At 67.2% G+C, this 21194-nt stretch carries 21 protein-coding genes and 1 tRNA gene; 9 read left to right on the plus strand and 13 right to left on the minus strand.

The window, feature by feature from the left end; genetic code table 11:
* Positions 1-8 precede the first annotated feature (8 nt).
* Genes trpD through HV793_RS05510 form a run of 3 tightly spaced genes read left to right on the plus strand, consistent with a single transcriptional unit; the run spans position 9 to position 2708 of the window.
* A complete protein-coding gene (gene trpD, locus HV793_RS05500) occupies positions 9-1040 on the plus strand; it encodes an anthranilate phosphoribosyltransferase (protein WP_054455246.1) in 1032 nt (343 codons plus the stop codon).
* A complete protein-coding gene (gene trpC / locus HV793_RS05505) occupies positions 1037-1825 on the plus strand; it encodes an indole-3-glycerol phosphate synthase TrpC (protein ID WP_054455247.1) in 789 nt (262 codons plus the stop codon). The genes trpD and trpC overlap by 4 nt, the downstream gene beginning before the upstream one ends.
* Positions 1826-1844: 19 nt before the next feature.
* Entirely contained in the window at positions 1845-2708 is an 864-nt protein-coding gene (locus HV793_RS05510; protein ID WP_054455250.1) for a LysR family transcriptional regulator, read from the plus strand.
* A 9-nt stretch (positions 2709-2717) separates the two neighbouring features.
* On the opposite strand, the gene HV793_RS05515 is transcribed toward HV793_RS05510, so the two are convergent.
* The 8 genes from HV793_RS05515 to HV793_RS05550 form a co-directional block, all read right to left on the minus strand.
* Positions 2718-3890 (minus strand): thiolase family protein, encoded by a 1173-nt coding sequence (locus tag HV793_RS05515; RefSeq protein WP_054455252.1) that lies wholly within the window; start codon positions 3888-3890, stop codon positions 2718-2720.
* On the minus strand, positions 3887-4273 hold the full coding sequence (locus HV793_RS05520; RefSeq protein WP_054455254.1) for a Zn-ribbon domain-containing OB-fold protein: 387 nt from the start codon (positions 4271-4273) through the stop codon (positions 3887-3889). The genes HV793_RS05515 and HV793_RS05520 overlap by 4 nt, the downstream gene beginning before the upstream one ends.
* Positions 4270-5514, minus strand: a complete 1245-nt coding sequence (locus HV793_RS05525) for a CaiB/BaiF CoA transferase family protein (RefSeq protein ID WP_125473349.1) — start codon at positions 5512-5514, stop codon at positions 4270-4272. The genes HV793_RS05520 and HV793_RS05525 overlap by 4 nt, the downstream gene beginning before the upstream one ends.
* A gap of 35 nt (positions 5515-5549) precedes the next feature.
* The gene (locus HV793_RS05530) at positions 5550-7628 is read right to left on the minus strand and encodes a 3-hydroxyacyl-CoA dehydrogenase NAD-binding domain-containing protein (RefSeq protein ID WP_175212795.1); all 2079 of its coding nucleotides are present in this window, start codon (positions 7626-7628) and stop codon (positions 5550-5552) included.
* 37 nt (positions 7629-7665) lie between these two features.
* The gene (locus tag HV793_RS05535) at positions 7666-8643 is read right to left on the minus strand and encodes a Bug family tripartite tricarboxylate transporter substrate binding protein (protein WP_175212796.1); all 978 of its coding nucleotides are present in this window, start codon (positions 8641-8643) and stop codon (positions 7666-7668) included.
* Between the two features lie 38 nt (positions 8644-8681).
* The gene (locus HV793_RS05540) at positions 8682-9074 is read right to left on the minus strand and encodes a MaoC family dehydratase (protein ID WP_119451209.1); all 393 of its coding nucleotides are present in this window, start codon (positions 9072-9074) and stop codon (positions 8682-8684) included.
* 10 nt (positions 9075-9084) lie between these two features.
* Positions 9085-9519 carry a MaoC family dehydratase gene (locus HV793_RS05545; protein WP_054455264.1) on the minus strand — a complete coding sequence of 145 codons (435 nt, stop codon included), beginning with the start codon at positions 9517-9519 and terminating at the stop codon, positions 9085-9087.
* Positions 9520-9675: 156 nt separating this feature from the next.
* Positions 9676-11538 (minus strand): sigma-54-dependent Fis family transcriptional regulator, encoded by a 1863-nt coding sequence (locus tag HV793_RS05550; RefSeq protein ID WP_175212797.1) that lies wholly within the window; start codon positions 11536-11538, stop codon positions 9676-9678.
* 304 nt (positions 11539-11842) lie between these two features.
* Between HV793_RS05550 and adh the strand changes: the two genes are divergently transcribed.
* Together adh and HV793_RS05560 are read left to right on the plus strand one after the other, a co-directional pair.
* A complete protein-coding gene (gene adh, locus HV793_RS05555; protein WP_054455268.1) occupies positions 11843-13372 on the plus strand; it encodes an aldehyde dehydrogenase in 1530 nt (509 codons plus the stop codon).
* A gap of 57 nt (positions 13373-13429) precedes the next feature.
* Positions 13430-13807, plus strand: coding sequence for a DUF779 domain-containing protein (locus HV793_RS05560; RefSeq protein ID WP_054455269.1), 378 nt, complete (start codon positions 13430-13432; stop codon positions 13805-13807).
* 30 nt (positions 13808-13837) lie between these two features.
* Here the strand turns inward: HV793_RS05560 and HV793_RS05565 are convergent, their stop codons facing one another.
* The 3 genes from HV793_RS05565 to HV793_RS05575 are packed head-to-tail and all read right to left on the minus strand — an operon-like array spanning position 13838 to position 14933.
* Positions 13838-14005 carry a hypothetical protein gene (locus HV793_RS05565; RefSeq protein WP_166738452.1) on the minus strand — a complete coding sequence of 56 codons (168 nt, stop codon included), beginning with the start codon at positions 14003-14005 and terminating at the stop codon, positions 13838-13840.
* 41 nt (positions 14006-14046) lie between these two features.
* A complete protein-coding gene (locus HV793_RS05570; protein ID WP_054455273.1) occupies positions 14047-14700 on the minus strand; it encodes a 2-hydroxychromene-2-carboxylate isomerase in 654 nt (217 codons plus the stop codon).
* 23 nt (positions 14701-14723) lie between these two features.
* Positions 14724-14933: a DUF2917 domain-containing protein gene (locus HV793_RS05575; protein WP_082401069.1), complete on the minus strand. Its 210-nt coding sequence runs from the start codon at positions 14931-14933 to the stop codon at positions 14724-14726.
* 172 nt (positions 14934-15105) lie between these two features.
* Between HV793_RS05575 and HV793_RS05580 the strand changes: the two genes are divergently transcribed.
* A complete protein-coding gene (locus HV793_RS05580) occupies positions 15106-16023 on the plus strand; it encodes a LysR substrate-binding domain-containing protein (RefSeq protein ID WP_054455278.1) in 918 nt (305 codons plus the stop codon).
* Between the two features lie 93 nt (positions 16024-16116).
* Positions 16117-18183, plus strand: a complete 2067-nt coding sequence (locus tag HV793_RS05585) for an LTA synthase family protein (RefSeq protein ID WP_175212798.1) — start codon at positions 16117-16119, stop codon at positions 18181-18183.
* 22 nt (positions 18184-18205) lie between these two features.
* On the opposite strand, the gene selD is transcribed toward HV793_RS05585, so the two are convergent.
* Positions 18206-19270 (minus strand): selenide, water dikinase SelD, encoded by a 1065-nt coding sequence (selD, locus tag HV793_RS05590; protein WP_175180392.1) that lies wholly within the window; start codon positions 19268-19270, stop codon positions 18206-18208.
* Positions 19271-19409: 139 nt separating this feature from the next.
* Here selD and HV793_RS05595 point away from each other — a divergent pair, with 139 nt between their 5' ends.
* Positions 19410-20510 (plus strand): transglutaminase-like domain-containing protein, encoded by a 1101-nt coding sequence (locus HV793_RS05595; protein WP_175212799.1) that lies wholly within the window; start codon positions 19410-19412, stop codon positions 20508-20510.
* A 31-nt stretch (positions 20511-20541) separates the two neighbouring features.
* Positions 20542-21081 (plus strand): TlpA disulfide reductase family protein, encoded by a 540-nt coding sequence (locus HV793_RS05600; RefSeq protein WP_054455285.1) that lies wholly within the window; start codon positions 20542-20544, stop codon positions 21079-21081.
* Between the two features lie 16 nt (positions 21082-21097).
* Here HV793_RS05600 and HV793_RS05605 read toward each other — a convergent pair.
* Positions 21098-21193 (minus strand) — tRNA-Sec (locus HV793_RS05605).
* Position 21194: the final 1 nt, after the last annotated feature.

Raw genomic sequence — 21194 nt, forward strand, 5'->3', positions numbered from 1 at the left:
GACGCATCGTGACTATTTCCCCCGCCGAAGCGCTGACGCGCTGCATTGAACACCGCGAAATCTTCCACGACGAAATGCTGCATCTCATGCGCATGCTGATGCGCGGCGAAATGTCGCCGCAGATCGCAAGCGCCTTGCTGATGGGCCTGCGCGTGAAGAAAGAGACCATAGGCGAAATCACCGCCGCCGCACAGGTCATGCGCGAATTCGCCACGCCCGTGGTCACGCCCAACCCCGCCGACCTGCTGGACATGTGCGGCACCGGCGGCGACGGCAGCCATACCTTCAACATTTCCACCACCGCCATGTTCGTGGCGGCGGCGGCCGGCGTGCCGATCGCCAAGCACGGCAACCGCAGCGCCTCGTCGTCCAGCGGCAGCGCCGACGTGCTGGAAGCCCTGGGCGCCAACCTGGTGTTGACACCCGAACAGGTGGCCGAGTGCATCCAGGCCACCGGCATCGGCTTCATGTTCGCGCCCGCCCACCATGGCGCCATGAAGAACGTGGCCGCCGTGCGCAAGGAACTGGCCGTGCGCACCATTTTCAACATCCTGGGCCCGCTGACCAATCCGGCCGGCGCCGCCAACCAGTTGATGGGCGTGTTCCACCCCGACCTGGTCGGCATCCAGGTGCGCGTGCTGGAACGCCTGGGTTCGCGCCACGTGCTGGTGGTGCACGGCAAGGACGGCATGGACGAGGCCTCGCTGGGCGGCGCCACCCTGGTCGGGGAACTCAAGGACGGAAAGGTCCTCGAATATGAGATCCATCCCGAGGACTACGGGCTATCCATGATGTCCAACCGCAGCATCAAGGTGTCCAATCGCGAACAATCGCGCGAGCTTGTCATCGAGGCGCTCGAAAATGTCGAGGGCACCGCCCGCGACATCGTCGCGCTCAATGCGGGACTCGCCATTTATGCTGGCAATAAGGCCGATTCCATTCCCGAGGCATTGGCTCTAGCATTTGAACTTATCTCCACCGGCGCGGCGCGAGCCAAGCTGGAAGAATTCTGCGCATATACCCGGAAATTCCTGAAATGAACGATATTCTCGCGAAGATCCTCGCCGTCAAGGCCGAGGAAGTCGCCGCCGCTCGCCAGATGCGCAGCGAAGCCGAAGTCCTGCGCGAAGCGCAGGCGCGGCAGGACGTGCGTGGCTTTGCCCAAGCCATCGAAGACAAGATCTCGCAAGGCAAGCCCGGCGTCATCGCCGAAATCAAGAAGGCCTCGCCGTCCAAGGGCGTGCTGCGCGACCCTTTCAATCCCCCGGAAATCGCCGCCACCTATGCGGTGCACGGCGCGGCCTGCCTGTCGGTGCTGACCGACGTGCAGTTCTTCCAGGGCTCCCACGACCATCTGCGCCAGGCGCGCGCGGCCTGCTCGCTGCCGGTGCTGCGCAAGGACTTCGTGATCGATCCCTACCAGATCATCGCCGCGCGCGCCATGGGCGCGGACTGCGTGCTGCTGATCGTGGCCGCGCTCAGCCCGGCGCAACTGCGCGACTATGAAACGCTGGCGATGGAACTGGGCATGGACGTGCTGGTGGAAGTGCACGACGCCAAGGAACTGGACGTCGCGCTGACCATGAAGACGCCGCTGCTCGGCATCAACAACCGCAACCTGCGCACCTTCGAGACCAGCCTGTCGAACACCCTGGACCTGCTGCCCCGGATTCCCGCAGGCAAGCGCGTCGTGACCGAAAGCGGCATCCTCAAGCCGGAAGACGTGCAGCTGATGCGCCAGCACAAGGTCGACGCCTTCCTGGTGGGCGAAGCCTTCATGCGCGCCAAGGATCCGGGCGCGGAACTTGCGCGCCTGATGGGCTGACCGGCCGGCCCGGGAGCCCATGGACACCACCTTCCTGCTCAATTTCATCCAGGTCATCGAGCAGGGTTCGATCGCCGAGGTTGCGCGCAAGAACGGCCTGACACCGGCGGCGGTCAATCAGCGCATCAAGAAGGTCGAGGACGAACTGGGTTTCAAGCTGGTGGTGCGTTCCGGCCGCACCGTCAAACCCACGGTCGAAGGCGCGCAGATCCTGGCGCAGGCCAAGCACGTCATGGAAGAGGTGCGCAACCTGAAGGCCGCGTCCCAGGGGCCGGTGGTGTTCGGCCACCTGACCCTGGGCGCGTTCGATTCGGCCATGACCACGCTGATGCCCACGCTGCTGGCGCGTCTCATCGACCGGCATCCCAATCTCGAAATCAGCCTGGTCAAGGGCTATTCCGTCAATCTCTACAGCAAGATCTGCGACGGAGAGATGGACGCGGCACTGATACTGCAGCCGCAGTTCCAGATGCCCAAGAACCTGGAATGGCGCCGGGTGCGTGACGAGCCGCTGGTGGTGCTGGCGCCGGCCTCGCTCGCCGAGACCGACCCGCACCAGCTGCTGCGCGCCAATCCGCTGATCTGCTATGACCGCAAGCTGTGGGGCGGGCAGCTCGCCGCCAACTACTTCCGCCAGCACAGCATACGGCCCAAGATACGCATCGAAACCGCTTCCATCGAGGTCATCGCGCTGCTGGTAGGCCAGGGACTGGGCGTGTCCCTGGTGCCGGACGGCGCAGGCGAACTGCGCCCGGACTCCGGGCTGCGCAAGATCCCCCTGCCGGACGACGAGCACTTCCGCAGCGTCGGCCTGCTATGGAACCGGCAATCGGTCCGCGCCGCCCTGATCGAGGAAATATACGAGATCGCGCGGGCCGCCTGAGGCGGGGCCTCAGCAGGTTCCCTCGGCGCCCAGGATGACCGTGGACTGGCTGGACAGCGTGCCGCCGTTGCCGTGCGCCAGGGCCAGGCGCGCATCCCGGACCTGGCGCTCGCCCGCCTGGCCGCGCAACTGGCGCACCGCTTCGATCACCAGGAACACCCCGTACATGCCCGGATGGACGCAGGACAACCCGCCCCCGTTTGTGTTCACCGGCAGCCTGCCACCCGGCGCAATGCCGCCGCCGCGCACGAAGGCCCCGCCTTCGCCCTTGGCGCAGAATCCCAGGTCTTCGAGGAACAGGATGGTGTTGATGGTGAAGGCGTCGTATAGCTGCGCCACGTCGATGTCGGCTGGACGATAGCCGGCCATTTCGAACGCCAGCGCGCCCGACTGGCGCGCCGCGGTGGTGGTCAGGCTCTCCATCGCGGATATCTGGCGGTTCCATACGGCGGTCGCGCTGCCCAGGATGTAGGCGGGAGGCTGTGGCAGATCCCGGGCGCGGTCGGCCCGCGTCATCACGAAGGCGCCCGCGCCATCCGTCACCAGGCAGCAATCGCGAACAGTCAGCGGATCCGATACCCGGCGCGCGCTCAGCACCTCATCAATTGATAGTGGATCGCGCGAATATGCTTCGGGATTGAGTTGCGCCCAGCGGCGCGCCGCCACCGCAACTTCGGCCAAATCCTCGCGCCGGGTGCCAAACTCGTGCATGTGGCGCCTGGCGGCCAGCGCGTAGGCGCTGGGCGGATTCAAAGGTTCATACGGCATTTCGTAGGGCTGAGGGTCCAGCGCCTTGCGCGTGGCCGCAATCGCCGAGCGTCCGACGGCAGCTGTCTTCTGCGCGCTGCCGTAGCAGACCAGCACGGCATTGCACTGCCCCGAATCCAGCGCATGGGCCGCGGCCAGGATGTAGGACATGAAGCTGGAGCCGCCCAGGCAGGTTCCATCGATGTAGGTGGGGCGGATGCCCAGGGTCTCGATGACGGACATAGGCCACATGCTGGCCGCCACGCTGGAGGTCGCGATGCCGTCGATGTCGCGCATCTGCAAGCCCGCATCCCGCACCGCCGCATGGGCGGCCCGCACCAGCAACTCCATGTCCGTGTAGCCCGGCGCCTGGCCGAGGCCGAAGTGGCCAACGCCGGCGATGACCGTCTTACCCCGCAATTGCCGGTAGTTCATTGCTGCGCCTCCTCGAACAACACGGCGGCGGCGCCGTCGCGTTCGCCGATTACGGCCCTTACGGCCATGCCGATGCGCACCTGGTCAGGCGGCATGCCCACGACGTTGGACATCATCCGCACGCCCTCCTCCAGATCGAGCAGCGAAACGTTGTAGTCGCCGCCGGCCTCGGGCTTGCGCGCGACAGTGGTGCAACTGTAGACAATGGCCCGACCCGTCGGTGCGACCCAGGTCAGCGCCTCGCTGCCGCAATGTGGGCAGATTTCGCGCGGCTGGAACACGTGCCGCGCGCAATCGGCGCAGCGCTGGATCAGGAAGCGGCCCTGCGCCAGGTGGTCGAAGTACTGCTTCTGGGTGCCTGCATTGGCAGCTGCGCTGTTCATCGCGATTCTCCCTGGCTTGCGGGCTGCTGCAGCGCCGCGATTTCAGTGTCGCTGCATCCGAGCCTGGCGCTCAGGACGCTCTGCGTATCGGCTCCCAGCAAGGGAGCCGCGTTGCGGTAGGCGACCGGGCTTTCCGAGAAACGCATCGGACTGCGGACCTGCGGCACGCTTCCGCAGACTGGGTGCGGCAACGAGAATTTCAGGCCGCGGGCGCGCACCTGCGGATCCTCATGAACCTGGGCGATGTCGTTGATCACGCCTACCGGCACGCCTGCGGCATCCAGCAGGCCGACCCATTCGTCGCGGCCTCGCGTGAGAAACAGCCGCTCGAGTTCGGGAATGAGCACGCCCTTGGCGAGCACGCGCCCGGTATTGGTCAGGTAGCGCTCATCTTCAGCCAGATCGGGCCGGCCCGCCGCGGCGCAGAATTTCTGGAACTGACCGTCGTTGCCAACGCCCAGCACCACATGCCCATCCGCCGCCTCGAACACCTGATAAGGGGCCAGGTTGACATGCGCGTTGCCTTCACGGCGGGGCACCTCGCCCGACAGAAAGTAGTTGAAGTTCTGCACGCCCAACGCCGCCACCTGGCAATCCAGCATGGAGATATCGATGTGTTGGCCCAGGCCGCTGCGGCCGCGCTCATGCAGCGCCGCGAGGATGGCGCTGGTGGCGTACATGCCCGCCATCAGGTCGGCGGCGGCGTTGCCGGCCTTCTGCGGACCGCCGCCAGGCAACGCGTCCTTTTCCCCAGTGATGCTCATCAGACCGCCCAGCGCCTGGATCACGAAGTCATAACCGGGCTTTTCCGCGTAGGGACCGTCCTGGCCGAAACCCGTGATGGAGCAATAGATGAGCCTCGGGTTCAGCTCCCGCAGGCTGGCGTAGTCCAGGCCGTACTTGCGCAGGCCGCCCACCTTGAAATTCTCGACGAAGATGTCGCATCCGGCTGCCAGCCGGCGCACCGCGTCCGCGCCAGCCTGGGTTGCGATGTCCAGGGCCAACGACTTCTTGTTGCGGTTGGCGGCCAGGTAATACGCCGACTCCTGCGTGCGCCGGCCTTCGGCGTCCATCAGATTGGGCGGCCCCCAGCCGCGGGTGTCGTCGCCCGATAGCGGGCGTTCGATCTTCAGTACTTCGGCGCCCAGGTCGGCCAGGTTCTGCGTGCACCAGGGGCCCGCCATGATGCGGGTCATGTCCAGCACGGTGATGCCGCTAAGCGGAGGTTCTCTGTTAGACATAGGATGTGTGTACGTGGATGACGGAAGGGAAAGCCTCAGCGAGGGTAAAAGCCGCCGCCGTCGCGCGCCTGGGCGAGCAGCAGCGGCGCGGGCGTCCAGTACTGCTCGCCTGCCAGGCTGGCGTAATGGCGGATGCGCTCGCAGAGGCGCGCCGCGCCGATCTGGTCCGCATGGAACATCGGGCCGCCGCGGAACCGCGGAAAGCCGTAGCCGTTGAGCCAGATGGTGTCGATGTCCTCCGGCCGGCTGGCGACGCCCTCCTCCAGGATCAGCGCCCCCTCGTTGATCATGGCGTAGAGGCAGCGCTCCAGGATCTCTCCGTCGGAAATCTCGCGCCGCCTGATGCCGCGCCGTTCCGCGTTGCGCACGATCAGTTCGGAAATGGCCGGATCCACCGACCGTTTGCGCTGCGCATCATAGGTATAGAACCCTGCGCCGGTCTTCTGCCCCAGCCGTCCCGCCGCGACGATCTCGTCCAGGATGTTGCAAGCCACCTCGCGTGGGCTCAAACGGTCCAGCCGGCTTTGGCGGTTGCGCCAGGCCACGTCCAGGCCCGCCAGGTCGTTCAGCTGGAACTGTCCCATCGGAAAGCCGAACTCGCACAGCACGCGGTCGACCTGCTCGGGCAACGCGCCTTCCTCCAGCATGAAGTAACACTCGCGGGTGCGTCGCGCCAGCATGCGGTTGCCGACGAAACCATCGGACACCCCCACCATTACCGCCACCTTACCCAGGCGCTTGCCCAAGGCCTGGATCGTGGCCAGCGCGCGCGGCGAACTGCGCGCGCCGCGCACGTTTTCCAGCAGCTTCATGATGTGGGCAGGGCTGAAGAAATGCATGCCGACGACGCTCTCCGGGCGGCGCAGGTCCGCCGCCAACGCATCGATGTCCAGGAACGAGGTGTTGGTGGCGATCAGCGCATCCGGCCGCAGGTTCTCTTCGATGCTGGCCAGTACCTGCCGCTTGACGCCCATGTCCTCGAAGACGGCCTCCACCACAAGGTCGCAGTCGCACAGCGGCTCGTATTGCTGCGTCGGCGTCAGCGCGCCGTTCCGCGCACGCTGCGTGGCTTCGGTGATGCGGCCCTTCGCCACATCGTTGCTATAGGTCTTGCCTATGGTCTCGACGCTGGACGCCAGCACCTTTTCGTTCTGCTCGACCAGCACGACGGGGATGCCCGCATTCAGAAAGCACATGGCGATGCCCGTGCCCATGGTGCCGGCGCCGACCACGCCGGCCTTGCGCACCGGCGCCGCGTCCTCGGCGGGCAGGCCGGCGGGCTTGGTCGCGATGCGCTCGGCGAAGAACGCGTGGCGCAAGGCTTGCGCCTGCGGCGACGCCACCAGTTCCCGGAAGCGCTCGCGGCCATAGGCCACGCTGTCCTCGAAACTCGAAGCGACGCTGCGCATGGCCACGTCGACGCAAGCCTGCGGCGCCAACTGGCCTCGATGGCTGACCTGGAACCTGGCGCGTGCGGCCTCGAACAACTGAGGTTCGCAGGCCGGAACCGGCAATTCCCGCGTGCGCCGCGCGCCCTGGCCCTCCGCCAGCAAGCGCTGGGCGTACGCAATGGCGGCGGCCCGGACATCCTCCTGTGCTAACGCGTCCGCCAAACCGGCTTCCAGCGCCTCGGCCGCGTCTATTGGTTTGCCGCCCGCAGCCATGTCCAGCGCCTTCTCGACGCCCGCCAGGCGCAGCAGCCGAGGAATACCGCCCGCCCCGGGGATGATACCCAGGGTGGACTCGGGCAGGCCCAGGCGGGCTCGCGCATCCACCACCCGGTAGTGGCAGCCCAGGGCCAGTTCCAGCCCCCCGCCCAGCGCGGAACCGTGGATCGCCGCGACCACCGGCTTGGCGCTGGATTCGATGGCGTGTATCACCTGCGACAGGTGCGGGTCCAGCGGCGGCTTGCCGAACTCCTTGATATCGGCCCCGGCCACGAAGGTAGCGCCGGCGCAGGCGATGACGATGGCCCGGGTATCGTCATCGCCTGCCGCCTGCTCCATGGCCTGCAGCAGGCCGGCGCGCACCGCCTGGGACGTGGCATTGACCGGAGGGTTGTCGATGACGATGACGCGGATGTTTCCGCTAAGCGTGGAAGTTACGGCTTGCATGGTTGTCCTGGAGTGATGGCGGCCTCGCCGCCGGTGTTCAGCGCGATGCCTGCAGCGGCACCTTGGCCGTCTTGATGACCTGGGCCCACTTGTCCTTTTCCTGGCTGATGTAACGCCCGAAGCCCTCGGGCGTATCGGTCTGCGGCTCCATACCCTGTTGCCGCAGCCATTGCGTGAAGTCGGGCTTGTCCACCATCTCGCGCAGCGCCGCGTTGAGTTGCGCGACGATCGGCTGCGGCGTGCCGGCGGGCGCGAGCAGTCCATACCAGCCTGCCGCCTGGAATCCCGGATAGCCGGATTCGGCCACGGTTGGCACCTCGGGCAGCGACTGGATGCGCTGCGCGGTTTCGACCGCGAGAGGCACCAATTGCCCCGACTGGATCAGCGGCACCAGCGTGATCGCGTTGTCGCTGACCGCGGAGACCAGGCCCGACTGCACGTCGACCAGCGCCGCCGAACTGCCCTTGTAAGGCACGTGCAGCATGTCCACGCCCGCAGTCGACTTAAGCAGTTCCATGGACAGATGCTGCGTCGATCCGGTGCCGGCCGACCCGAAGGTCAGCTTGCCAGGATCCTTCTTAGCCAGGGCCAGGAATTCACCCAGGGACTTCGGTCCGAGCTTGGGACTGACGGCAATGACCAGGGGCGAGACCGCCACGATGGTGATGGGCGCGAAGTCCTTGACCGGGTCATAGGGCAGTTGCTGGTACAGCGAAGGATTGATGGACATCGCGCCCGAGAAGGTCATGCCCAGGGTGTAGCCGTCGGCGGGCGCCTTGGCGATGGCGGACATGCCCACGATGGCGGCCGCGCCGGGCTTGTTCTCGATGACCACGGGCTGGCCGAATTTCTCCGTCAATCCACGGCCTATCATGCGCGCCAGCGTATCGGCGGCGCCGCCGGCCGCGGCCGGCACGATCATGCGGATAGGCTTGTCGGGATACGGCGCGGCCCAGGCGGCCGTCGCGGCCATGGCCGCGCAAGAGAGGGCAAGGCTCTGCAGGATGCGTTTCAAGATTGTCTCCTTATGCTTGTTATGTGTTGCGGCCGGGTTCAGCCGCGGCGGCGGGTGATGGTTCCCACCTGGACCTTCTTTCCGTCAGCCAGGGTGCAGGCGTAGGCCAGCTCCAGCCATCCGGGTTCGCTGCGGGTCACTTCGAATGCAACGTCCACGGCCTCCCCCGGCCGCGTGAACGCCACGAACTTCGCCTCGATCTCACTGCCGTCGAGCCACGTATCGCCAAGCAGATCGGCGGCCATGTCGAGAACTGGCGCCATCACCAGCGCCCCCTGCACGATGACTCCGCCGAAAACGCTGTTGCGCGCATATTCGGGATCGGTGTGCGTCCTGCCGGTGGTACCGTGCAGCGCGCCGAAGCGGTTGATGTCTTCCTGTTCCGCGCCGCGCGCAACGCTACGGAACTTGTCGCCTACCTTGAATTCCATGCCGGCCTCCTCAGTTGGGCCAAACCAGGCTGCGCTCCGCCACCAGAGCGACGCGCGCGTTTTCCAGCTTGCGGACGGTGATCTCCAGCACCACGAAGCGCTTGTCGTTCTTCAGATACTTGTCCTTCACCAGCACGCTGGCCTCCAGCTCCTCTCCTGGATACACGGGCGCCAGCAGACGGACTTTCTCGCGGGCGTGCAGCACGCCAGTCGGCCAGGCAAAGGCCGCGTGCTGCGGTTGAAAGCTGCCGACCAGCACCGGATGCACGCTGCGCACGGGCGCGCCGCCTTGCGCCAATACGGCGCGGCCGCTGCCGTCGAGGACCGGAGTGTGTTCGAAGGTGCCGATGAAAGCGTCGCTGTCTGCGGCGCCGATGCTGTAGCGGCTGGGAGGAAAGAGACGGCCTATTTCGAAGTCGTCGTAGAACAGCTCGTTGCTTGCCATGTCATCACCTGGGTTGAAGGGGATGCGGGCATCGTAAGCAGTTCTTCCCGTGTGCTGGGATAGTTAACCTATCTTCAAAAGATAGTTTTTGTGCACGCCTTGCGTACACGTGGCAAACACCGGCGCAGCGCCGCGCGCAAGGAACGGAAAATTCCGCTAGACCGGACGCGGCAGGCGGCGATAAAGCGTGCTGCGGTGTACGCCCAGCGCGCGCGCTGCGCGGCTGACATTGCCGCCGTGGGCGGCCAGGGCGTCGCGGATCGCGGCGTCCGTCATGGCTTGCAGATTGGTCGGGGCATCGACGCCCGCAGCGGGCGGCGGCGGTGCAGCGCCGCGGATATCGGCAGGCAGCATGTCGGCCTCGACGACACCGGCAGGTCCCGCCAGCACGTGCAGCGTGCGCAGCACGGCCACCAGTTGCCGGTAATTGCCGGGCCAGGCGTACGCAACCAGGGTTGCTTCGATGTCGGGCGGCAGGACCGGCCCCGCGCCTTGCGCCGCCCACAGGCCGCGCAGCAATTCCAGGCGGTCGGCGCGCGCGCGCAGCGGTTCCAGCGTGACGGTGTATTCGGCGATGCGGAAATACAGGTCCGGGCGCACCGGCGCATCGGGCCCTTCATGAGCCAGCGGCCGGTGCGTCGCGCATACCAGCGCAAAGTCCACGGCCACCGGCCTCGCCGCGCCCAACGGCGAGACTTCGCGCGTCTGCAGCACACGTAGCAGGCGCGATTGCAGCATCAGCGGCATGTCGCCGATCTCGTCCAGGAACAGCACGCCGCCGTGCGCCTGGCGCAGCAGCCCTTTGCTGCCCTGGCGCCGCGCGCCGGTAAAGGCGCCGTCTTCGTAGCCGAAAAGTTCGGATTCGATCAGGCTCTCGGGCAACGCTGCGCAGTTCACCGCCACGAACGGCCCGCAGGCGCGCTTGCTGCGCGCATGCAGCTGACGCGCGAACACTTCCTTGCCGACGCCGGTTTCGCCTTGCAGCAGAATCGACACACCCGCATCCGACAAGTGCACGGCGCGCGCCAGCGCGCCCAGGGTTGGGGCATCGAAACTCGGCGCAGCGGGGCGCGAGCCGGCCGCTGGCGGCAGTGACGGCAGTGACGGCGCTTGCGGGGCGCGCGAGCGCGGCCAGCGCAAGCGCGCGTGGTACACGACGCCCGAACGCGCCTGCACCCGGCCCGCCGCGTCGGGGCAGCGTTCCATGTCGCCGTCGAACACGTCGCCGTAGCGGTACACGCCCAGAGCCGTGGGCGCCAGGCCGAGCGCCTGCAAGGCGCGGCGGTTGGCGCCGATCAGCAGGTCGCCCTGGAAGGCCAGCAGGCCCTCGCCGGGCGCGCCCAGTCCGGAGCGATCCACATGCAGCCGCAGCACGGCGTGCTGCTCGTAGGCTTGTTCGAACAAGCGGTGCTCGATCAGGTCGACGGCGGCGCGCACCAGTTCCAGCACGTCGGGCCGCAGGTCGCGCGCCGGGCTGGACAGGTCCAGCACGCCCAGCGTGCGGCCCTCGCTGTCGGTAATGGGGACAGCAGCGCAGGTCAGGATGCGGTTGGGTTCGAAATAGTGTTCCGCCCCGTGCACGGCGATGGGCCGGCCTTCCACCAGGGCGGTGCCGATGGCATTGGTGCCTGCCGCCGCTTCGTCCCAAGGCGCGCCGGGCATCAATGCCACGCGCGAGGCGCGCTGGGCGAAACCGGTGTCGCCGTCGGAATCCAGCACCAGGCCCTGGGCATCGGACAGGATCACCAGGCCGCCGCTGCCGCCAGCCTGGCGGCGCAGCATGGACATGGCGGGTTCGGACAGCCGGCGCAGCGCCTCGTTGCGCTGCTGGGCCTCGCGCAGCTCGCCCTGGGTCATGAGTTCGGCGCGGCGCACGCCGCGCATGTCGAAGCCCAGGTCGGCGCAGCGCCGCCAAGACCGCAGGATGGGCTCGGCGACCACGCCGCCGGGCACCGCGCCTTGCTGGTTGAACAGCAGGCGCGCTTGCGTCAGCGCATGCTGACGGGATTGAGTGGCCATGCATGTCTCCTGGGACAGGCGTTCTGCGACACCTGTTCCGCGACGATGTCGCAAAAAGCGACAGGGAAGGCCCCCACGCCGCACCCGCTACGCGGGCTTGCTGCCCCCAAGGGGACTGGCCCGCCTTGGGACGGCCCGGCGGCGGGCCGGCCCTCGAGGGGCTCTACTGCATATTGCCCGTTCTGAAACCTACTTTCGCATGCAAGCCGCGGGCTGTCCAGCGGGGAAGCACCGACTGGCACGCTCCTTGCTTGATACGGGACAGGCAGCCGACTGCCGCACCCCCACAATACCGGAGACAAGCATGGACATCGCGACCCGCATCACCCCCGACTCCTACGGCACCCGCCTGGACCTGAAAACCCAGTACGACAATTTCATCGACGGCAAATGGCAGAAGCCCGCCGACGGCGAATACTTCGACAACGTCACGCCGGTCACGGGCCAGGTGCTGACGCGCAATGCCCGCTCCAAGGAGCGCGACATTGAACTGGCGCTGGACGCCGCGCACCGCGCCGCGCCCAAATGGGGAGCGACCCCGGCCGCGCAGCGCGCCCGCATGCTGATGCAGATCGCCGATGTAATGGAGGCGAACCTGGAACGCCTGGCCACGGCCGAAACCTGGGACAACGGCAAGCCCATCCGCGAAGCGCGCGCCGCCGACATTCCGCTGGCAATCGACCACTTCCGCTATTTCGCTTCCTGCATCCGCAGCCAGGAAGGCTCGCTGTCCGAGATCGACCACGACACGGTCGCCTATCACTTCAACGAACCGCTGGGCGTGGTCGGCCAGATCATTCCTTGGAACTTCCCCATCCTGATGGCGGCATGGAAGCTGGCGCCGGCCCTGGCCGCAGGCAACTGCGTGGTGCTCAAGCCCGCCGAGCAGACGCCGCTGGGCATTCTGCTGCTGATGGAACTGATCGGCGACATCCTGCCGCCCGGCGTGGTGAACGTGGTCACGGGCTTCGGCCTGGAAGCCGGCAAGCCGCTGGCGTCCAACAAGCGCATCGCCAAGATCGCCTTCACCGGCGAGACCACCACCGGCCGGCTCATCATGCAGTACGCCTCGCAGAACATCATCCCGGTCACGCTGGAACTGGGCGGCAAGTCGCCCAACATCTTCTTTGCCGACGTGGCCGCGCAGGACGATGACTTCCTCGACAAGGCGGTCGAGGGCTTCGTCATGTTCGCGCTGAACCAGGGCGAGGTCTGCACCTGCCCCAGCCGCGCGCTGATCCAGGAATCCCTGTACGACAAGTTCATGGAACGTGCGCTCAAGCGCGTGGCCGAGATCAAGCAAGGCAATCCGCTGGACGCGGACACCATGCTGGGCGCGCAGGCATCCACCGAGCAGCTGGAGAAGATCCTGTCGTACCTGGACATCGGCAAGCAGGAAGGCGCCGACGTGCTGGCCGGCGGCTCGCGCGCGCAGATGCAGGGCGCGCTGGAAGGCGGCTATTACGTGCAGCCCACGGTGTTCAAGGGCCACAACAAGATGCGCGTGTTCCAGGAGGAAATCTTCGGGCCGGTGGTGGCCGTGACGACCTTCAAGGATGCCGACGATGCGCTGGCCCTGGCCAACGACACGCTCTACGGCCTGGGCGCGGGCGTGTGGTCGCGCGACGCCAACACCTGCTATCGCATGGGCCGCGCGATCAAGGCCGGCCGCGTGTGGACCAACTGCTATCACGCCTATCCGGCGCATGCGGCGTTTGGCGGCTACAAGCAATCGGGCATCGGACGCGAGAACCACAAGATGATGCTCAACCACTATCAGCAGACCAAGAACCTGCTGGTGAGCTACTCGCCGAAGAAGCTGGGTTTCTTCTGACCCCGCCATGGCCTGGCGCCGGGCCGCGAGGCCCGGCGCGCCTCAAAGGAGCCTGACATGGCAGAGCAAACGCCGCGCGTGGTCGCCACCGACGAGGCGCGCAGCCTGATCGAGACCCTGCGGGCCAAGCATGGCCCGCTGATGTTCCACCAGTCCGGCGGCTGCTGCGACGGCAGTTCGCCCATGTGCTACGCCCAGGGCGAATTCATGGTGGGCGGTTCGGACGTGCTGCTCGGCGAACTGGAAGGCTGCCCGTTCTACATGGGCGAGGACCAGTTCGCGTACTGGGAGCACACCCAGCTCATCATCGACGCCGTGCCCGGCCGGGGCGGCGCGTTTTCGCTGGACAGCGCGGAAGGCAAGCGCTTCCTGCTGCGTTCGCGGCTGTACTCGGACGAGGAGTGGGCGCGGGTGGCGCCCGTCAGCAAGGGCTGACTGGCCCCTGCCGGCGTTTGGCGCGGGGCCCTAGCGGCCCCGCGAGCCGCCTTGCGGACTGCCCTTGTCCGGCATGCCGACTGCTGCGGCCTGTTTCCACTGGAACGACACGCGCCGGATGCGCGCGGCCCGGAATTGCGTGAACGAACGGCCGCCCGGCATGGGCGCGCCGCGATAGGCACTGCTGGCGTTTTTCATTGCTGAAGTTGGGTTGACGAAAAAACTTGTTTGCGCAGCGCTCAGGCGCGCGTGGCCGATGCATTCCAGGCGCTGGCGGGCGCCTCGCGGCGGGTCCATTCCAGCGCGTCTTCCAGGCGGTCGTTGCCCCAGAACATCTCTCCGTCCACAAAGAACGTGGGTGCCCCGAACAGCCCCAGGTTGCGGGCACGGTCGACCTGGCGGCGCAGCGCCTCCTTGGCGGCTTCGGACTTGCCGCGGGCGATCAGCGCCGCGGCGTCCAGCCCCAGGTCCGTCAGCAGCCCGTGCACCACGTCCTCGGACTGGATGTCCAGGTCGTGCTGGAAATTGGCGCGGAACACCGCCACGCAGAAATCGCGGCCCCAGGGCTCGTCCTGCCCCAGCAGCGCGATGCGGGCGGGCAGCACGCTCATGCGCGGAAACAGGCGGGGACGGTTGTAGACCAGGCCGTACTTTTCGGCCAGGCGGGCGATGTCGCGCATCATGTAGGCGCCCTTGCCCGGAAACAGCCGGAACGGCGTGTCGTTCCAGCCTTGGGCCTGGAAGATAGGACCCAGCAGGAAAGGGCGCAGATCGACCCGCACCCCGGCCTCTTGCGCCAGGGCGTCGATGCGTTCGATGGCCAGATAGCTGTACGGGCTGGCGAAATCGAACCACATCTCGATGCGGGGCGTGTCGGGCAGGGACGCGGTCATGACTGGAGCTCCGGGGCAAGCTGCTACGAAATTAGCGCGACCTGCGCATCCGGCAGGCCGCTGAGAACGACATCGCGATCGCTGCCGACGGTGATGGAATCCCCGGCTTGAAGCACGCTGTCATCGAAGCGCCGGTACTCGGAAAGCCACAAGGTGCCGGCGTGACACACGATGCGGACGCCCGAGGCGTGCTTGAGCAGCATAGTCGAGCCGCCGGCCAAACGGAATGACATTCCCGCAGTGCAACATACCTGGATCATGGCGTACCCCTGGGCCGCGGCGGCGGCGATCGCGGCGGATTGCCCGGGCTTTGCGCCCTTACACCCGTCGTCTGAGTCCTATTGAACGCCCTGGAGGTACTATTGCTCAAGCGACATTTCCGTCCGATACGCATGAGTTTTACGAATGCCATATCCGCTGGCCAAACTCCCGCCGCTTGATCTGGTCCGAGGCTTCGTGGCCGTCGGCCGCCGCATGAGCATCACGCTGGCCGCGCAGGATCTGCATGTGACCCAGTCGGCCGTGAGCCGCCAGATCCGGGCGCTGGAGGCCCACCTGGGCGTGGCCCTGCTGGTGCGCGGATTCCGCAGCGTGTCGTTCACCTCCGAGGGCGCGCAGCTGTTCCGAATGGCCGACGTGTGGCTGAGCCAGCTGGGCGACCTGACCGAGCAGCTGCGCGCACCCGAGCGCCGCACGCCCGTTACCGTCACCACGACCATCGGGGTGGCCTCGCTGTGGCTGTTGCCTCGTCTGGGGGACTTCCAGGCGGCGCATCCGCACATCGACGTGCGCGTGGCGGCCGACAACCGGCTGATCGACATCGACCGCGAAAGCGTGGACATCGCCATTCGCTACAGCCTGCGCGATGGCGTGCCAGACAGCGCGGCCTGGCTGTTCGGCGAGGCGGTGGTGCCGGTGGCCCACCCCTCGCTCAAGGCCCGCCTGCTGGATGCCGAGGAACTGCAACGCCATGTGCTGCTGGAATTCGACGACCCGACGCGCCCCTGGCTGCAATGGTCGGAATGGCTGAATGCGCGCGGCCTTGCCCGGGTGCCCGCCCGGGGCATGCTGCGCTTCAACCAGTATGACCAGATCGTGCACGCGGCGCTGGCGGGCCACGGCATCGCGCTGGGCCGGCTGGCGCTGATCGCGCCGATGCTGGCGGACAAACGGCTGGAGGCCGTCGGCGGCCAGGCCGCCAGCGCCACCGAGCACGCCTATTGGCTGGTGCGCAATACACGCCGCGCCACGCCGGACGCCGAGGTCGTCACGCGTTGGCTGATCGAACAGGCCGAAGCCACCGCGCGCGACCTGACCGTGTAGGCGCCGCGCCGCTACAAAATCCATACAGATCTTCATAACTTGGGATGGCTGCTCCGGTAGATTGCGGCGCTGGTCCGTAACCCTGCTCCCAAGATGTTGATTAGGCTTTTCCGTCCGGCGTTCGGGTGGCAAGACTGGTTCGTCAATTTTCAACGATCCTTTCTGGTCCTGCTGGCCCCCTGGCTGATCAGCGTCCTGGCGCAAAGCGCCGGGCGCGGCTACCTGCTGCTGCGCTATGCCGCGCCGGGGACCTATGACGCGTTGCCGCAGGACGTGCGGCGCACCCTGGCGACAGGGCTGCTGTTCGACATCAAGGTCGCCAGCATCGCCTGTTCGGCGCTGCTGCTGCTGTCCATGGCAGCGGCGGCCAGACCCGGCCTGCAACGGCGCTGGCAGCGCCATCTGCCGGGGCTGGGCGCAGCCATGGCGACGCTGTTCGCGGCCATCACGATCATCAGCGTCTTCTACTTCGCCACATTTTCCCGTTCGATCGACATCTTCGTGTTCGGGCTGGTGGACGACGACACCCAGGCCATCCTGATGACCCTGTGGCATGGCTACCCGCTGGCGCAGGCTGGCCTGCTGCTGGCGGCGGTGCTGGCGGGAACCTGGTGGCTCGGCCGCCGTTGGCGTGGCTGGGTGCAAGGCATGCTGTTCAAGCGCCGCGCGTTCATCCCCAGCCTGTTGCGGTTTGCGCTGATCATAGGCATCACCGTGCTGGCCTGCAGAGGATCGCTGGGCAAGTTTCCGCTCAACAAGGACGACACCAGCATCTCGTCGCTGCGCCTGCTCAACGACATCGCGCCCAATGGCGTCTCGGCCTTTTCCTGGGCCCTGTCCGACCGCGGCAACGACAAGCGCTTCGAACCCGTCACCTTGCGAGAGGGGCGCCAGCTCTATGAGCGCTTCCTGGGCTGGCCGGATGTTGGCCTGCGGCCCTTCATGGCCGCAACCGGGCCCAATCCGGCGGCTGCGGCGCGGCCTCCGCACGTGGTGCTGCAGGTCATGGAGAGCATGGGGGCACACCTGAACTCGTATGACCGTCCGGGGCGCGACGTGCTCGGCGCGCTGCGTCCGCACTGGAGCGAGGACTGGGTGTTCGAGCGCTTCGTGGGCGAAGGCAACGGCACCATCGAATCATTGAGCCTCCTGCTGGTGCGTAGCCCCATTGCAGCCGTCGGCCAATCGTCGGCGGTGGACACGCCATTCGCCAGCAATGCCTTCACGCCCTTTTTGCAGCGCGGCTACCGGGTCGTCTTCGTTACGTCCGGCGCCGCCACATGGCGCAACCTCGGCGTCTTCGCCACCAAGCTGGGCGCACATGAATTCGTGGACCAGCAGACCCTCAAGGTGCGCTATCCCCAAGCACGGACCGGAACCTGGGGCGTACCGGACGAGTACATGTTCCGCTATATCGAAGAACGGCTGGCGCAAGGCACTCAGGACAGCCAGCCGCTCTTCATCATCGCCTTGTCCACCACTCACCATCCGCCGTTCATCGTGCCCGACGGCGGGCAGCGCGGCGGCCTGCCCCTGGACGATGTGGCCAGCCTGCCCTACTTCAAGACCTGGGATGCGCTGGCTGCCGCATTCGACACGCTGCGTTACGCCAACGATCAGCTGGGTCGCTTCCTGACGCGCCTGAAGGCATCGGACTATGCGTCCCGGACCATCGTCGCCGTGACCGGCGACCACAACATCCTGGGTATCGATTATCAGGACCCGAAGGACGCGGCGCTGGCGCGCGCGGTGCCGTTCTACCTGTACGTGCCGCCGGCCTACCGGGCGCAGGCGCGCTACGACCCGGCGCGCGTGGGCAGCCACAAGGACATTCTGCCCACGCTGTATCACCTGAGCCTGCCGCAAACAGCCTACTTCCGCAGTGGCTGCGACCTGCTGGCCGCCCAGCCCGATCCGGCCTGGTGCTTCGGCTTCAACAGCAAGCACGTGCTGCTGACCGATGAAGGCGTATTCCGGCCGGACAAGCCCGGCCGCATCCTGCCCTGGGCAGGTCCATCGGGGCTGGCGCTGGAGGAAGAGCAGGACGCGACGGCGGAACAATGGGCGGAGCAGGTTCGCCTGAACGCCTACACGGAGCTGCTGCACTGGCAGATCAACTACCAGGTGCAGGAATTGGGCCGCGCCGGCCAGGCGCGCTAGCGCCCAGGCCAGCCAGGGGCCTTCAGTCGACGCGCACTTCCGGCTCGCCCGCCCGCATGTCGCCGATGATGGCCGCCTGCTCGAAGCCGTGCTGGCGGAACAGGTCCAGCACGGCCTGCGCGGCGTCCGGCGAGCAAGCCACCAGCAGTCCGCCGGCGGTCTGCGGATCGGTCAACAAGGCCCGCTCCGTGTCGCTCACGCCCTCGCCCAGGCGCACGGACGCGCCATAGGAAGCCCAATTGCGGCCGGACGCGCCGGTGATGACGCCGTCCGCGGCAAAGGCCTGCACGCCGGGCAGCCAGGGCAGCGCATCGCGCCGCACATGCGCCGTCAGCTGCGCGCCGCGCGCCATTTCCAGCGTATGTCCCAACAGGCCGAAGCCCGTCACGTCAGTGATGGCGTGCACGCCTTCCATGGCGGCCAGCGCAGGCCCCGGCCGGTTCAGACGCGTGGTCTCGGTGATCATGGCGCGGTAGCCGGCGTCGTCCAGCCGGTTCTTCTTCAGCGCGGCCGACAGGATGCCCACGCCCAATGCCTTGCCCAGGATCAGCACGTCGCCAGCGCGCGCGTCGGCATTGCGCTTGATGCGGCCGGGATGCACCAGGCCCATCGCCGCCAGGCCGTAAATGGGTTCGACGGAGTCGATGCTGTGGCCGCCGGCCACCGGAATGCCGGCGTCCTTGCAGACCGATTCGCCGCCGCGCAGGATGTCGGCAATGACGCTATGCGGCAGCACGTTGATCGGCATGCCCACGATGGCCAGCGCCATGATGGGCGTGCCGCCCATCGCGTAGACGTCCGACAGCGCATTGGTCGCGGCGATGCGGCCGAAGTCGTAGGGGTCGTCGACGATGGGCATGAAGAAATCGGTGGTGGCGATGAGCGCCTGCTCGTCGTTCAGCCGATAGACCGCCGCGTCGTCGGCCGTCTCGGTGCCCACCAGCAGATCAGGGTAGCTGACCGCCGGGCCGAAGCGCTTGAGTAGCTCGGACAGCACGCCGGGTGCGATCTTGCAGCCACAGCCGCCGCCGTGCGAAAGCGAAGTCAATCGCGGCACCGCCGCGCTGGCAACATCCTGGGTGGTCATCTGAATCTCCATAGGTCGGTGAAAAAGGATAGCACCGCCCCCGGGATTGGCCCTATGATGATCCGGCAGCACGCAGCAACGGACGGCCGCCCGGCCCCGGGCGCACCGACAGCCAATCTTCACCGTGAGTGAGGGCTATATGGATCGCCGACATTTCCTCCGTTTCTCGGGCGCCCTGTGCGCCGCCAGCGCGGCCCTGCCCAGGGCGGCGCACGCGGGACTCGCCCCTGTCAGCGCCGGATGGCGCGCCTTCGAACTGACCACCGACATCACCGTGCAGGATCCGGGCGCGCACGCGCGCATCTGGATCCCGGTACCCTACTCCACTGACACCACCTACCAGCGCGGCGCGCAGAGCGCCTGGCAGGTCAGCGGCGGCGGCGTGGCCCAACTGACCCAGGCGCCCGGCTACGGCGTGCAGATGCTGGCCGTGCAATGGCCGGACGCGCAGGGGCCGCGCCAGGTCACGGTCACCAGCCGCTTCCAGACCCGCAACCGGCGCGTGGACCTGAGCCAGCCGCCCGCGGCCGACGTCCCACGTGAAAGCGCGGCCGCGCTACGCGAATTCCTCCAGCCTACCGCGCTGCTGCCTACCGACGGCATCGTCAAGAGCACCGCCGACCGCATCACCCGCGGCCACCGCGGCGATCTGGCGCAGGCCCGCGCCATCTACGAATGGGTGGTCGAGAACACCTGCAGAACCGCGTCCACCCGCGGCTGCGGCGTGGGCGACGTGCGCTACATGCTCACGGCCAATGATCTGAACGGCAAGTGCGCCGACATCAACTCCCTGTTTGTCGCACTGGCCCGCGCCGCCGGCATACCGGCCCGCGATGCCTATGGCCTGCGGGTGGCGGACTCCGAGTTCGGCTACAAAAGCCTGGGCAAGGCGGGCGACGTCACCAAGGCGCAGCATTGCCGCGCCGAGTTCTATGCCGCGGGCTACGGCTGGGTGCCGGTGGACCCTGCCGATGTGCGCAAGGTCATGCTGGAAGAGCCGCCCGGCGAACTGCCGCTGACCGATGCCAAGGTTCGCGCCGCGCGCGTCATGCTGTTCGGCGCCTGGGAGATGAACTGGGTGGCATACAACCACGGCCACGACGTGGTCCTGCCGGGCGCTGCCCACGGTCCCGTGCCTTTCCTGATGTATCCCAACGGCGAAACCTCGGACGGCCGGCTGGACAGCCTGGATCCCGCCAGCTTCAGCTACAAGCTCAGCGCCAGGCCGCTTTCCCTCTGAGTCCGCCTGCTGCCCACCCACGGGGACCGCCATGATCAGCCGCCGTCTACTCCTGCAGTCCGGCCTGTCGCTGGCGGCCCTGCCCTGGTATGCCCGGGCCGCCAGCGACGATGCGCTCAAGAAGGCCACCGGCCCGGACTGGGCGCCCTGGACCGCATCCACGCCGCCGCTGGCCCTGCCCGATCTGGCCGGCCGCGAAAAGAAGCTCGCCGCCTGGCGCGGCAACGTGATCATCGTCAGCTTCTGGGCCACCTCGTGCGACCCTTGCCGCGATGAAATCCCCATCATGTCCGCCATGGCCAAACGCCATCGCGAAGAAGGCCTGCGCCTGGTGGCCGTGAACGTCGGCGATTCGGCGGCCAGGATCAACGCCTTTCTGGCGAAATGGCCGGTCGCGGGTACCGTGCTGCACGACAGGAACAGCACGGCGTCAAAGCAATGGGATGCAGTCGGCCTGCCCGCAAACTATCTGGTGGACCGCGGCGGATCCGTCCGATATTGGCATCTGGGACAACTGGACTGGAAATCGGACCGGGTAGGCGGCGTGGTGACAGGGATGCTGCGGGCTTAGCGCGCCGCACAAGGGATGGCGGAAGGCAGCAGGAGTCGAACCTACCTGGGAACGTCTGACGCCCCCAACTGGGTTTGAAGCCCAGCCGTGCCACCGGGCACGAATGCCTTCCA

The organism is Achromobacter aegrifaciens, assembly GCF_902859965.1.
GTDB classification, from domain to species: Bacteria; Pseudomonadota; Gammaproteobacteria; order Burkholderiales; family Burkholderiaceae_B; genus Achromobacter; species Achromobacter aegrifaciens.

What these genes read in the sequence shown, in the direction of transcription:
- trpC (WP_054455247.1), top strand. Translation starts at nt 1,037, where the DNA reads ATGAACGATATTCTCGCGAAGATCCTCGCCGTCAAGGCCGAGGAAGTC.
- HV793_RS05510 (WP_054455250.1), top strand. Translation starts at nt 1,845, where the DNA reads ATGGACACCACCTTCCTGCTCAATTTCATCCAGGTCATCGAGCAGGGT.
- HV793_RS05515 (WP_054455252.1), bottom strand. Translation starts at nt 3,890, where the DNA reads ATGAACTACCGGCAATTGCGGGGTAAGACGGTCATCGCCGGCGTTGGC.
- HV793_RS05520 (WP_054455254.1), bottom strand. Translation starts at nt 4,273, where the DNA reads ATGAACAGCGCAGCTGCCAATGCAGGCACCCAGAAGCAGTACTTCGAC.
- HV793_RS05525 (WP_125473349.1), bottom strand. Translation starts at nt 5,514, where the DNA reads ATGTCTAACAGAGAACCTCCGCTTAGCGGCATCACCGTGCTGGACATG.
- HV793_RS05530 (WP_175212795.1), bottom strand. Translation starts at nt 7,628, where the DNA reads ATGCAAGCCGTAACTTCCACGCTTAGCGGAAACATCCGCGTCATCGTC.
- HV793_RS05540 (WP_119451209.1), bottom strand. Translation starts at nt 9,074, where the DNA reads ATGGAATTCAAGGTAGGCGACAAGTTCCGTAGCGTTGCGCGCGGCGCG.
- HV793_RS05545 (WP_054455264.1), bottom strand. Translation starts at nt 9,519, where the DNA reads ATGGCAAGCAACGAGCTGTTCTACGACGACTTCGAAATAGGCCGTCTC.
- HV793_RS05550 (WP_175212797.1), bottom strand. Translation starts at nt 11,538, where the DNA reads ATGGCCACTCAATCCCGTCAGCATGCGCTGACGCAAGCGCGCCTGCTG.
- adh (WP_054455268.1), top strand. Translation starts at nt 11,843, where the DNA reads ATGGACATCGCGACCCGCATCACCCCCGACTCCTACGGCACCCGCCTG.
- HV793_RS05560 (WP_054455269.1), top strand. Translation starts at nt 13,430, where the DNA reads ATGGCAGAGCAAACGCCGCGCGTGGTCGCCACCGACGAGGCGCGCAGC.
- HV793_RS05565 (WP_166738452.1), bottom strand. Translation starts at nt 14,005, where the DNA reads ATGAAAAACGCCAGCAGTGCCTATCGCGGCGCGCCCATGCCGGGCGGC.
- HV793_RS05570 (WP_054455273.1), bottom strand. Translation starts at nt 14,700, where the DNA reads ATGACCGCGTCCCTGCCCGACACGCCCCGCATCGAGATGTGGTTCGAT.
- HV793_RS05575 (WP_082401069.1), bottom strand. Translation starts at nt 14,933, where the DNA reads ATGTCATTCCGTTTGGCCGGCGGCTCGACTATGCTGCTCAAGCACGCC.
- HV793_RS05580 (WP_054455278.1), top strand. Translation starts at nt 15,106, where the DNA reads ATGCCATATCCGCTGGCCAAACTCCCGCCGCTTGATCTGGTCCGAGGC.
- HV793_RS05585 (WP_175212798.1), top strand. Translation starts at nt 16,117, where the DNA reads ATGTTGATTAGGCTTTTCCGTCCGGCGTTCGGGTGGCAAGACTGGTTC.
- selD (WP_175180392.1), bottom strand. Translation starts at nt 19,270, where the DNA reads ATGACCACCCAGGATGTTGCCAGCGCGGCGGTGCCGCGATTGACTTCG.
- HV793_RS05595 (WP_175212799.1), top strand. Translation starts at nt 19,410, where the DNA reads ATGGATCGCCGACATTTCCTCCGTTTCTCGGGCGCCCTGTGCGCCGCC.
- HV793_RS05600 (WP_054455285.1), top strand. Translation starts at nt 20,542, where the DNA reads ATGATCAGCCGCCGTCTACTCCTGCAGTCCGGCCTGTCGCTGGCGGCC.